The organism is Leptolyngbya sp. CALU 1928 (assembly GCF_056784215.1).
Genome location: NZ_JBXBCE010000001.1, coordinates 3,152,240 through 3,165,628, shown reverse-complemented (window position 1 = coordinate 3,165,628; position 13,389 = coordinate 3,152,240). Strand labels below are relative to the sequence as shown.

The 13,389-nt window shown below is 50.5% G+C and carries 7 protein-coding genes; all 7 read right to left on the bottom strand.

Translation table 11 applies throughout. The features are described 5' to 3' along the window. Nucleotides 1–2 precede the first annotated feature (2 nt). The 7 genes from AC1S5B_RS14780 to AC1S5B_RS14750 all read right to left on the bottom strand — a co-directional run bounded on the left by AC1S5B_RS14780 (nucleotide 3) and on the right by AC1S5B_RS14750 (nucleotide 13,186). Nucleotides 3–485 carry a hypothetical protein gene (locus AC1S5B_RS14780; protein ID WP_482036432.1) on the bottom strand — a complete coding sequence of 161 codons (483 nt, stop codon included), beginning with the start codon at nucleotides 483–485 and terminating at the stop codon, nucleotides 3–5. After that, the gene (locus AC1S5B_RS14775) at nucleotides 482–2,671 is read right to left on the bottom strand and encodes a cation:proton antiporter (protein ID WP_482036431.1); all 2,190 of its coding nucleotides are present in this window, start codon (nucleotides 2,669–2,671) and stop codon (nucleotides 482–484) included. The genes AC1S5B_RS14780 and AC1S5B_RS14775 overlap by 4 nt, the downstream gene beginning before the upstream one ends. Before the next feature lie 101 nt (nucleotides 2,672–2,772). Next, nucleotides 2,773–3,984, bottom strand: a complete 1,212-nt coding sequence (locus AC1S5B_RS14770) for a glycosyltransferase family 2 protein (RefSeq protein ID WP_482036430.1) — start codon at nucleotides 3,982–3,984, stop codon at nucleotides 2,773–2,775. Between the two features lie 260 nt (nucleotides 3,985–4,244). Then, nucleotides 4,245–6,797, bottom strand: a complete 2,553-nt coding sequence (locus AC1S5B_RS14765; protein WP_482036429.1) for a CHAT domain-containing protein — start codon at nucleotides 6,795–6,797, stop codon at nucleotides 4,245–4,247. Then, the gene (locus AC1S5B_RS14760) at nucleotides 6,794–9,439 is read right to left on the bottom strand and encodes a two-partner secretion domain-containing protein (RefSeq protein ID WP_482036428.1); all 2,646 of its coding nucleotides are present in this window, start codon (nucleotides 9,437–9,439) and stop codon (nucleotides 6,794–6,796) included. The genes AC1S5B_RS14765 and AC1S5B_RS14760 overlap by 4 nt, the downstream gene beginning before the upstream one ends. 10 nt (nucleotides 9,440–9,449) lie before the next feature. Continuing rightward, the gene (locus AC1S5B_RS14755; RefSeq protein WP_482036427.1) at nucleotides 9,450–10,202 is read right to left on the bottom strand and encodes a Uma2 family endonuclease; all 753 of its coding nucleotides are present in this window, start codon (nucleotides 10,200–10,202) and stop codon (nucleotides 9,450–9,452) included. Nucleotides 10,203–10,285: 83 nt separating this feature from the next. Then, nucleotides 10,286–13,186, bottom strand: a complete 2,901-nt coding sequence (locus AC1S5B_RS14750; RefSeq protein WP_482036426.1) for a two-partner secretion domain-containing protein — start codon at nucleotides 13,184–13,186, stop codon at nucleotides 10,286–10,288. Between the last annotated feature and the right edge of the window lie 203 nt (nucleotides 13,187–13,389).

Genomic DNA, 13,389 nt, shown 5'->3' with positions numbered 1-13,389 from the left:
CGTTAATGTGCTTGCGTCTTGGCAGGGGGAGCTTCTCGCTTCGCAGAAAACGGGATTTCACGAGCATCAGAACTCAGCCGAAGGGTGCCCTGAAGCCTCGGTTGATCGATTTTTCCTTGAATAGAAACGGTGCCTTGGCAGTTGGGGAGATATTTGATGGATCCGCTCAAGGTAAGCTGTTGGTTGCGCCAGTTGCCAGTCAGGGACGGGCGATCGTGCGCCATTTGGATATTTTCTTCGGAGGCGGTGTTTGGCAACAGAGAACCCGTTAAGAAAACGCCCGATTGCTGAATAGTTAGCATGAGAGATTCCGCCTGCACGCAGTCTGGCAATGATGCGGTTGACAGGGGATACCGACCATCCATGCGATCAGGAGCCTTAAGATTCGATTCGCCATAGGCAGTGGCAAGGCTGAATAAAAGCGTGACGCTGCCGATCGCGCACCCATAAAAAACAAGCGATTTTGGACTGAAATGCCCCTTCATGCGCCGACCTCCGGTTTTTGAGCGCTCATGTCACTGCGATCTGGCAAAACCGATGCTAGATGAGAGGTAACGCGACTGTAGCGCCGAGTAATTAGTAGTGAAGAATAACACTGCACGGCTAATTGGTCGGCATAAAACCCTAAGGTTTGGCGCTCAAGACCCCATTCGCGACTGGCTCCGGCAATGGTGAGATCAGCATTGCCAGATGCTTGCACAACAGCGGCGATCGGGTTTTCCGATTCCACTTGGGGAATGTGAATCCGCTGGAGGAGGTCATTAGGGAGTTGATTCATTAAAGTTTTTAGCTCGTAGGTGAGGTCGCTGGTTTGATGGTCTTGAGCAACTCGCAAAATGGTGAGAGAGCAATCTGGGCTATTTAGCACTAATCTTAGGGCAATTTCCAATCCTAAATCGTTGTGAATATTGGGCACATAGGGCACCAGCAGTTTCTCTAATTTGCCGTGCTGGCGATCGACGAATACGGCAACGTCTGCCCGTGCATTGCTAAGGATTTGCCCCACTCTGCCGCCCAAACGGTTTTTGCTAAACGCTGGACGATGCCAGCCCATCAACACGAGATCAATGCGATCGCGCTCGGCAATGTCCGCAGTTTCCTGTCCAATATCTCTGGTTGCACGCACCACTGGATAGATCAACGAGCGAATGTAAGGGGGTTCTAAAGTTTCAATTAAATCAAGCACTTGACTGTGGCGATCGCTGATCAGGCGCTCAATAGAGGCAGGGGTGCTTTGGTAGGCATAGTCTTCTTCTAGCTGAATCAGGCTAAGGGGATAGACTGCCACAGAATGAGGTGAATCGGCAGAGGGTGGTTGATTACTAGCCGCGATCGCCGCTGCCAGTTGAATCAATCCTTGTTGCGTACTAGGATTAGCGATAGGCACCAAAATTCGGTAGCTGGGGTCAACCGCTTCGGTCACAGGCTCCGCGATCGTTTCCCGAATTTGCTGCTTCGGATAAATCCACTCCAACAGCGGCGAGGTCATAAACGTGGTTACCAGCGCCATCATCACCAGCATGGTAAACAACAACGGCGAGATCACATTCAAGCTCAGCCCGATATTAAGGACGATCAATTCGGTTAGCCCACGGGTATTCATCATCCAACCCAGTGCCGCTGCATCTCGCTTCTCAATGCCGCAAAATCGAGCGGCAACGTTGGTGCCCACATATTTTCCAGTCACGGCAACAGCAATCACTAAGGCACACAACCCCCACAGTACGGGGCTATTCAGCAAGCCAATCTGAGTTCGCAAGCCGCTATAGGCAAAGAAAATAGGCAGCAGCAGCGTTAAAACAAAATCTTCGGTTTTTTGCGCGAGTTCACGGGTCAATCCGGGATGTTTGGGCATGATGGCACCCAGCAAAAAGGCTCCAAAAATGAGATGAATGCCAATCAATTCGGTAATCAACGCTGAGGCAATCACGCCCATATAAATGCCGGCTAGAGTGAACTGGCTCAGGTGCCCAGTGCGATCGAAGTAACGAGCTAGTCGCTGCAAAAATACGCGCATGACGGTCAGCATCAGCGTGATAAAAAGTGCGGCAGCCAAAATCGTGGGTAACGCTCCTATCATGCTGTTGGTGCGGGTAACCGCGATCGCCAGTGCTAACAAACACCACGCCGTCACATCATCCACGGCGGCACAGGTCAGCGCCAGCGTCCCCAAAGGGGTTGACTGGAGATTATTTTCAGTAATAATTCGGGCTAACACTGGAAACGCCGTAATCGACATGGCTGCCCCTAAAAACAGCGCAAATGCCGTAAACGACACACTGTTATTGGAAACCAGCGGATACAGCAGTAGCGCCAGCAGGGTTCCCAGGGAAAACGGCACCAAAATGCTCATATGCGAGATCAGCACCGCCACATCAATCTGGCTCTTCAAATATTTCGGATCAAGTTCCAAGCCAATCAAAAACATAAAAAAGATTAGCCCGATTTGAGAAAGGACTCCTAAATAGGGGATCACTTCAGGGGGAAACAGAAATGCTGCCGCATCGGGAGCCAGTAGCCCAAACAGCGATGGACCCAGCATAATTCCCGCAACAATCTCGCCAATGACTAAGGGTTGCTTAATCCGGCGAAAAGCCAGGCCAACCAATCGGGAAAGCCCAATGATAATCAGGATATTAATTAGAACAAGAACGACAGCATCGAGTTTCATAGGCGAAAGCAGGTAAGGGAGTGGTGAATGACGAGTGGCTAGTAGGGAAATGACGAGTGGCGAATGGAATGAGAAGTGATGAGGTTGTAATTCGTCATTCGTCATGCGCTTTTGAGTGGTCTGCCGCGCCAAGTCCAGCCCCAGCCTGTTTCGGTTTTAATGATGGAGCCGAGAATGATGGCTGTGACGAAAGCCCCACCTATGCCAGTGAGCCACCAATAGCGGGGAGGAATGGCAGAGATCTGGGCGATCGCGACTCTAATAGGGTGTTGCAACAAGATAGCAGCAAAGGCAAGGGCGATCGCGATTCCATCTAGTGTCGTGAATCCGACTAGCGCCCCCTTGAGTAAGAGACCGATCGCTGCGAGCCAGGGAAACGTACAAATCCAAAATATCAAGAGTGCCGTTTGCAAGGTCAACCCCAACTTTCGCTGGGAGCCGAGATACCAATTTTTGGTCCAGCCTTCCCACAGCGCCGCACCGGTAGGATACATCCGCAGCGTGCCCAGATCATGACCCAGACCGCAGTGTAATTTCAGACTGTGTTGTTTAATTAACCGCGCTAGCTCCACATCTTCCACGACCTGACTGCCAACGGCTTGATGCCCACCGATTTGCTCATAAGCCGTCCGCCGGAACAGCATAAAAGGTCCCACCGCAAAAACGGTTTCGGACTGAGGGTTGTTGATTTCAGCAAAGTCCAGCCCTGCTGCTAAGATCCCTGCAATCAATGGTTGCGCCAACCATTCCGCTAAACAACCACAAATCAGCGTGGGCCAACAGGTGAATAAATCGATCTGCGATCGCTGAACAAACTCTAGCGCCGCCGAAATTGCACCCGGTTTCAGCCGCACATCCGCATCTAAAAACAGCAAAAACTCCCCCTTTGCCTGCTGAACTGCCTGCACACAAGCCCAGTTTTTACCCACCCAGGTTTCACCCACGGGACGGGGTTTTCCAGCAATCACCTGGAAGCGAGGATCGGCAAGGGTCACCTGTAAATTTTGGGCGATCGCCAGCGTATTATCCGTCGATTGATCATCCAGGACCCACACCTCTAACCAATCAGCCGACCAATCAGAGCTTTCTAGAACTGCCGTGATGCAGGCGGCGATATTGTCTGCTTCGTTGTAGGCGGGGATAATCACCGAGATCTTGCCAGACGGATAGGGCAGGCTATTGGACGGGTTGACTAAAAGCCGAGGAGCGGCAGCGGCGGCCGATCGCAGCTTGCCCAAATACAGCAGTATCATGCCGAGCGCCAGCAGCAAGGCAAACACCAGCGATAAAATTATCCATCGTGAAGCAATCATTCAGTTATCAAGAAGGGGCACAGCATTCAGCCTACCGCAGCGAATGGACTGAGTGAATTGCTTGCAAGTCAAAATCAAAGAGTATCGATAATCAATTGGCAGGGGTTAACCATGAGAAAACCGTGGGCGAGGTTGCCCTCAGGCTCCCGCAGAATCTTTTCCTGGAGCAACACTGTTTCATCGGGTACGGTTGAATACCCTTCAAATGTGCAGATCCAATGTGCAGGGTAGTTCTGGGTGGCTTTAGCCCGGTGAGTATGTCAATCTGCCTCTCCAATTAACGTAAACGCTGCCCAATCGAGGGGTCGGGGATAAGTTTTCATCGTTTCTAGCATTGCCTGCCGCAGCGCTTTCGCTTTATCGGGCTGTTGCTGCAAAGCCTGGTAAAACGACACCATCAAATTTGCTGTAGATGCATCGGCAACTGCCCACAGACTCACTACCACACTCGGAACGCCAGCAGAAATAAACGCACGCGATAGACCGACTACGCCATCACCCGTGATTCTGCCGCGCCCAGTATCGCAAGCACTCAGCACGACTAAATCTGCTTTGAGGCGCAAATCCAAAATCTCGTTGGAGGTCAGCAAACCATCGTTGTTGGGGTCAGAGGCGATCGCGCGTTTTTCTGGGGAAGGCGCTAAGGCGATCGCCCCAGGAATGCCCACATCTCCTAGATCTTGACCATACTCCAGTAATCCATGAGTCGCCAGATGCACCCGTTTTGCTTGGGGAAGTTCCTGCACAACCCGACGTTCAGTCGCTTGGGTACCAATCAGCGCCTTCGTTTTTAGCAACTCTGCAATTTGTTGGGCTTCCTCTCCTGAGGATGGCAGAGGCGACAGGGCTTCGGTGCCCACCATCGGCATTGCTGGATTGCCCACAATCAGCGATCGCGAAATAGTTTGACCTTTTTGCTGGGCTAACCGCTGTTTGTGGGTCAGATCAAGAATCTGAATGGCAGGAGCCGTGAGTAAGGTATGTTGCTCAATCAGGTAAGTGCCATCGGCGGTTTGCAGTGCGGGAAAGGGCACCAAAAACAGAGATTCTTGAGGAATAAAGACAATTCGGGCATCGGTTTCTTTGGGCAGCAGATCGGCAATCGGCTGAATGAGTAGTTGATGGAGCCGCTGCATGGCTGGATTGCGCGATCGCCGAGGAGCCTTGACCTCCGCCATCTCAGCTTGCGGAAGCGGTTTTTGAGTAGCCGTTAGTAACTGACTACAATTTGCAGCGGGATAAAGACATTGACGACTGGCGCTCACGAGTTTAGTCAAGCTGAGGTCTTGTTGCCAAAGGGGTTTCAAATCAACCCGACGAAACGCCACTTGCCCAGACGGTTGCACCACCCAAACCAACAACTCTGATTCTCGTGCGCGCTGTTTGCCCCGAAACTTGAAGTCGTCATCCGGCACGATCGCGTATTCTACCAGCGTCGCTTTTTGCTGACGAGCAACGGCTTTGATCTGGGCGATGGTGAAAGGAGAGGCAAGAGGTAATGGGCGAGGGGTGAGAGTTTTAAGCGATGAGTTTTGAGTTTCTTCTGACCTCTGACCCCTGACCCCTGCCCCCTGATTACCCGCCCCCTGTCTCCTCGCCAACAGTTCCACAAACGCCCGTGCTCGTCCTTGTTCAGCAACTTCTAGGGCAGCTTCATATTTTTTTGCGGCAACTAGGACTTGCTGCAAGAGGCTATAGGTATGCACTTGAGTATCAAAAATGGAAATGCGATAGAGGTCGCTGAGTTCGGGGCGAAGGGCATCAAGTTGAGTTACGGCTGATCGTAAGGTGGATTCGGCTTCTGTTAGGTTGCCTGCGCCAAAAAGAGAGTGCGCCAGGTTATTTAAGGCGATGCCTGTGGCTTCTGGATCGTTGAGCGATCGCCCAATTTCTAGACTTTGGCGATGATAGGCGATCGCTTTAGGAAAGTCCTTTAAGTCATCATAGGCAAGTCCCAAACTGCCGAGTGCTTCTCCAGATAAATGACGATTGTTGAGTTGCTGGGCGATCGCTAAGCTTTGCTGATAATAGCGAATGGCATCATCTCGTTTCCCTAAGCTGTGGGAGATGGAACCCAGGTTAATTAGGGTGCTGGCTTCTCCTGCGAAATTTTTGATAGCGCGGTGAATCTCCAAGCTTTTCTGAAAGGTGGCGATCGCCGCTTTGTCCTTACCCTGGTTGGCGTAAACTGCCCCCAAGTTACCCAAAGCGATAGCGGTTCCAGTGCGATCTCGCGATTCCTCTGCCAGCTTGAGGCTTTGTTGATGAGCGATCGCGGCGCTGTCATAGTCACCCACCGCTTCAAAGGCGTTCCCCAAATTCAGCAACACCTGACCCAAGCCAGGGCGATCGCCCAATTGCCGCATCAGCTTTCCCGCTTGCCGATGAGTCTGAATTGCCTGACCGTAATTGCCCAGCATTTTGTAAGCAATTCCCAAGTTGCCTAGTGCCCTTGCCTCACCGGGTTGATCCTTGAGCGATCGCGCGATCGGCAACACAGCTTCCAACACCTCTATGGCATCCCGATAGCGTTCTCCTGTGACATACGCCATCCCTAAATTGGTAAGGGCTGCGGCTTCTCCCCGTTGATTTTTGTTTTGTCGATAGGCAACCTGAGCTTGCTTCCAAGTGGCGATCGCAGTCTCTATTTGCCCTGCTTGATACTGGCGATCGCCTGCTTGCAAAAGCTGATCCGCAGCAATCTCTTTATCCGCCTGATTAGAGGATTGAGGAATCTCAGCGTAGATGATTGTTGGACTGATGGTCAGTAGAACAGTCGCGATTGCCCCTATACCCACTTGAAAATAATTCATCGCGATCGCGGCTCAATTAATTGCAGCACTGCCAACTCAACCGAAGGATAGATGAAGTAACGGCTTTGATTCGGCTTGGCATCCTCGCCCAGAAGTTTCAAAATCTGAGCGTCGTCGTTCACTGATTTACAGGGATTGCTGGGTGTACTCGGAGATCGCGCTTCGGATGTGGTGGAAGATGCGATCGTGGCGTTTGGAATATTACAAGCAGAATTTTGATCTTGACTAATGAATGTTCTTTGAACAGTCTGCTGCACCGTTGAACTCACTGGTGTCCTAGGAGCTTCAGCTTGAGCAGTTACTTGTGCTTGATTTTGAGTTTCTACCACCTCAGGAACTGCCGTGATTGGACGAATACCAAGGACTCGATTTTGAACTGAAACCGTCAAACTACCGTCGATTACAGTGGTTCGAGCAATTGCTCCCACTGTGCCACTTTCACCCGTTGGAATGGTTGCCAGCGAGTAGGTTTCATTTTTAACCAAGCGAAAGGGATTGGCGACAAATGTAGCAAAGTTATCTGCCGGATTGTCTGGTAAATAAGCATCCCCCACACCCGCCGCCACATTGGGACCAATCACAAATGGCGTATTGTTGCCTTCCACCGTCACGCCCGTCGATAAAGGAGTTGATGTGCCGCCACCGCCATAACGAATAGTAATTGTGCCAATGTATGATCTAATACTAACTGGAGTATTCACACCCATTTGTTGATTGATATTGGCAGGATTGCTGTTCTGAATCGCAGTCTTCACATTGGCAGTGGTATCTCCCGTTTTACCCACTAGAAAGGGAACTAAATTGGGGTCAACCAGAACGTAGTTCTTTAGCCCGGTTGAGTACCCTAAATTAAAAGCCCCTAAGCTATCCAATGTTCCCGTCGCCTTAAACAGTGCTCCGGCTGTAATATCAATGTCTCCAGAAAGAGTACCAAAAAGGACACTTGAGTCGATTGAATGAACCACCACATCCCCTACAGTCGCTGTCAGCTTGACATAGTTGCCGCGAATGGGTGTATTGATCCTAATTCCATTGGGAGCAGAAATATCAATGTATTCAGCCTGAATGCTCTGTAACGCTGGATTTACAGGATTACCAACAGTGACTCGACCAATGGAAGCTGATGGAGCGCTGCCCGTAAAAGCGGTGCCGTTGGTATTGACTAGAAACGGTGAATTTGGGGTTGGATTCGTGGCAAAGGCTGTTTCTGTAAGCACGGGTACGCCTGCCCGTAAAATTACGGCGGCATAGTCGCCTAAAATTCTGCGATCGCTTCCCACTGGTGCAGCCGCAAATGCCAGATCCCTTCCCGTAATGTTGATATTCCCCGTCGTGATGTTGCCCGTCGCTTCCACTTTTAAGGAAACCCCTGTGTAATCCCCAAACGTCACATTTCCGTTGGCACTAATAATCGGATCGTACAGACTGATAAACCTGCCGGGGGTGCCATCTAATTTCCGAATCGAAAAGCCGCCGCTGGAGTAATGGGCATCGCCAGAAATAATGCCGTCACTAATCAGGCTTAAATTTTCAATACTTTGAAAGGCTGCGGTAGGATGCCTCAATGCCAAAATATCAATGCTCTGGTTGCCCTGAATGGTTAAGTTTTTGCCAGATTGAATTGTCACGGGAGTGGCAACACTATCGCGCACGGTAACGGTATTCTTTGCCAGCAAATTTAGATCGCCCGTGGTACGAAGTTGGCTTTCTACTAAAGTTAGATTTTTAGCGGCTGAAAGAGTTGCCGTTCCAGCCGTCATATTTTTGACAACCACATCGCCCGTGCTAACCGGAATGCCCGATCCGGTCAGTGTTACTTTTCCATTTGCAACCGTTAAACCAGTGGCAGTCGTCAGCGCCCCGCCCGTTAGCAATTGGGGCAAAGATAAGGGTGGAGCCGTCAATGGATTAACCGTATCCCGTACAGCTAAAGGCAAGTCATAGCTCAAAATGCTCCCCGACTGACCCACACGGACATAGCGATCGCCAGGAACTGCTGCCAGGGTAATCGTTCCACCCGGTGCTGTCAGGGTTCCGGTGTTGATCACGGTGCCACCCAGTAACGTCAGACTTTGCCCTGTTCCGACTGCCAAGTTACCCGCGTTGATAATGGCTCCGGGTTGCAGTCCGGTAAAGGCGAAACTATTGGGTGTGCCAATCAGCGCCGCATAGTTGTTATTGCCAATGGCGTTAAACCAGTTGTTGCCAATGCCAATGCCATTAGCGGTGGTGGCAGTGAAGGAACCCGGCACATTCAAACTCGCGTTGGCACCAAACACAATGCCTGCGGGATTCATCAAATACAAATTGGCGCTGCTGCCTGAGACTTGAATTTGTCCGTTAATGATGGAGGCATCGCCGCCTGTCACTCGTCCAAGAATGTTCTGTATTGCCGGATTCGAGAGAAAATTAGCAATCTGCCCAGCGTTCAATCCAAACTGCTGAAAGCTATGAAACAGGTTCGAGCCTGCCTGAGTGCCGCCTGCAATATTGAAGGTGTTACCCGCTTGGTTTACTCCGGTATTGGTGCCGTCCGGGGCACTGGTAATTTGCGCCAGAGCAGGAGCCTGACCGAACTCAAGCAATACCGCCGTCAACAATAACTGCGCGATCGCAGTTTTATTTCGCTTCATCCTAGCCATTTTTCCTTCCTTATTCTCTGTTCTCTGTCACCCCTTCTGTAGATAACCCCAACGCCAGCGCCACCTGTTCCGCACTCAATCCCATTTCCAATAGCCGAGGAATGGCATCTTGTCTAGCCTGCTCCGCCGCTTGTCTAGCTTGTTCTGCTGCTTGTCTAGCTTGTTCCGTTTCGTCAAAATCCAGTAGCTTCTCGCCCGTTTGCGGATCAAAAAAGCGTAGTTCGCCCCCTAGCAGATGCAATTCCAGTCCTAACACGTTGCTATAGAAAATTGGGCGATCGTTTGTGGCAAAAGTAGGGGCGATCGCCTGATACTCGCCCTCCACCAACTGCAATCCTTTCAATTGCGGCTGAAGATAATCCCCCGTCGGGTCATACTGGAAATATTCCATTACGCCCAAGGTGCGATACTTGTGCCGCTTTTCTTCTTCGTCTTGATATTGGGTCGTTTTGGAAGTAATTTCCAGGACAAAATCAGGTAGCTTTCCGCCCTCTTCCCAGGCTTTGTAACTGCGGCGCTGTTTGTTTTCCACGCCAAAAATTACAAACACATCCGGCGAGACTACTGCATCTCGGACTCCCTGCCGATAATAGATGAACAGGTTGCCTGATACATACACATCAGACCGATTTCTAAAGTAATGGCGCAGCGCTTTTACGCCGTAAATTAAGTAGTCACGGGTTTGATCGCTCTCGGACATGGGTTTGCCATCGGCTTCGGGATATTCAATTTCAAAGTCGAGTGGCTGGCTGATCAAATTCATGCCGCATCCCTCACCAAAACTTTGGTTTAACGATAGCATTTTGCGATCGCAACTTTACTCAACCGCAATCGATCTCAACTTCTCTATTTCACTCCTTTGCCATCGCCTGCATCATCACCCAAAATTTGCAAAATTTGAGCTTCATCTTTGGTGTTTGTACAAGGATTGCGAGTGTTGTCCGGCGATCGCGTTTCGGGTGTGGTGGAAGATGCGATCGTCGTGGATATATTGCAGGCATTCTGAGCTTGATCCTTCCCTCCCCGCTGAATCACTTGCCCCGCGTTCCCGGTTTGTAACGCTGTTGTTTGCAGTCCTGTGGCAGTGGCAGTTTCGCTGTTGGCGTTGGTAATTGCAGGATTATTGATTACCGGATTAACTGGTTTGAGTACTGGATCAAAGGCACGGTTTTGAAAAGCCCCGTAAAAAGCGGCATTTGTACCCTGTCCTATAGCGACCCCTGCGGCTAGTCCACTTGCGTTGACAGGAAATTCACTGGTGCCGTAAACTAGCGCCCGACTCGTGTTGAATGCAAAAGCGAAATTATTGATGGCTGGATTGTAATCTGCTAATTGATCGGCTGGTGATGCAGGGACAAACTGAAGATTTCCATCAAACACAGAACCCATACGAAACGGCTGTTGACTATCGCCTAAAATCGTGAAACGGCTATCTACCCCTTTAATTTTGTAGGTGTAATCAATAATCGTCTCTTTTTGATCGCCATAGCGGATGACTATCGGGGACTTAAGCTGCCCTGCGGGAACGTTTGAGGGTCTAGAAATTAGACTTAAAGGTAGCTCAGAAGAACTAGGAATACGAACTCCAGGGAAAGACTGATTGTCATAATCGACATACCGTGGTTCAGCGTTTAGCAGCTCGGTGCGTTTAAATCCTTGAGCTACCAGATAATCGATCAAAGCCGGGTTGTTGATAATACCGCCATCACCAACAAAAAGAGAAGAGAGGAAAGAACCAACCGCTCGGAAAGAGCCACCTGCGGTGATATCGATGCCTCCAGCCCCTGTATCAATCGTATTGACTTGAATATTTCCGCCAGACTCCAAACGAACGTAACTGATAAAGTCAGAACCGCCATTACCATTATTGATGTTGCCAACCACAATGTTTCCACCTGCAACTAGTTTTACAGGAGCCGGATCAGGATTGTTTAGAATCAAAGAACCGCGAGTTGAAATATCAGTTGGTATGCCCGTAGGAGTTTGGGCAATAATATTACCGCCTGCGGTCATGGTGATGGCTCCTAGGCTAAAAGCAGAACCAATATTGCCTTGAACAGAGATGTTGCCACCTGCGTTTAGCGTAAGCGGATAGGGTGTAAATCCTGCGCTATCGATCGCGTTAGTAAAGGTGATATTTCCAGTGCCGCCGTTTGTGCTGACACTAGTATTCGGTGAGTTGCCGACTTGAACTGCGCCGTCAAAGGTGATGTTTCCACCCGCAGTCGTCACGGAAGCATTGAGGCTGATTTGAGGTGCCGTGAACGTTAAGCTGCTGGGAGTTAAATTACCGCTGGCGTTGATGTCACTATTGATATCAATGTTGGTTGTCGCCGCGATCGCCACATTGCCCGTACTCAACGCCTGCACAATGCGATCGGCTGAGATGAAGAATATGCCGCCCGGATCACCCGCAAGAATTTGGCGATCGCCGTCTAACTGATTGTTATTTGCTCCATTCGTTCCAATCACAACGCTGGTGGGATCAAGTAACAACTGTCCTGCGACTCCCGCCGGAGCTTGCACGTTTACCCCACCATCAAAAGTTAGGTTTTGCTTGCCCGACACTTCGACAAATCCACCATTGCCGGATTGGGAGCCGCCACGAGCGCTGATGTTGCCGTAGAATTGCGTGGTATCGTCTGCCCAAACGATCGCCCGTCCACCATTTCCGGTTTGCACTGCATCGACTCGAATCACAGAATCCGGGCTGACGTAAGTTTGTTGAGCGTTGGGGACTGTGCCGTTGCCTTGATAGTCGCCACCAACCAGCACTGTTCCGCCGCCGTTTGTGCCAGAGGCATCGATCGCGGCACCGACTAACCCAACTTTTTGACCCAGTACTGCCACCTTGCCACCTGTTACACCCGCAGCGTTCAGTTGATTACTCGCGATCGCGGTTCCTGCTTCAGATGGAATTACCTTGTTGGAATTCGTCAGTCGAACAACACCCTTTGCATCAACCGAGACTCCGGTCGCGTTGCTTAAATTGCTGCCTGTGAGCAGAGCAGGCAAGGATAGAGGTGTGGCAGTCGAGGGATTCAGATCGGCTTTCGTAGCTACAGGCAAATCTAGACTCAACAGGCTGCCGTCTTGAGTCACACGGACGAGTTTTTCTCCCGCGATCGCCGCAATAGTAATTGTGCCGCCGGGGGCAGTGAGGGTTCCGGTGTTGATCACGGTACCGCCTAGTAGAGTCAAGCTTTGTCCTGCTCCGACTGCTAGATTGCCTGCGTTGATAATCGCGCCGGGTTGCAGTCCGGTAAAAGCGAAACTGTTGGGTGTACCAATCAGCGCCGCATAGTTGTTATTGCCAACGGCATTAAACCACTGGTTGCCGATGCCAATGCCATTAGCGGTGGTTGCTGTGAAAGAACCGGGCACATTCAAACTTGCGTTGGCACCAAACACAATGCCTGCGGGGTTCATCAAATACAAATTGGCATTGCTGCCTGTGACTTGAATGCGTCCGTTAATGATCGAGGCATCGCCGCCTGTCACTCGTCCAAGAATGTTGGCGATCGCGGGATTCGAGAGAAAGTTAGCAATCTGCCCAGAGTTCAATCCAAACTGCTGAAAGCTATGAAATAGGTTGGAACCTGCCTGAGTGCCGCCCGTAATATTAAAGGTGTTACCCGCTTGGTTTACTCCCGTATTGGTGCCGTCCGGGGCACTGGTAATTTGCGCCAGAGCAGGAGCCTGAACAGCAGCCAGCAGAAAAGACGCGATCGCGACAACATGTTTCATAAATTAGGATGAGTGACGGAACAGGTGAATTTACAGGAAGTTCGCGGAGAAATTTTAGGGATAGAGCGATCGATGCTTAAGTGCGATCGCGTAGATCCATCTGATGTTCCAACTGTTCTAACTGATTAAAGCCCGTAAATTCCCTTACTTTTTTAGAGTTTTATGAACTCTTGACAATTCTCTTCACGGGGTAATTTTATTAG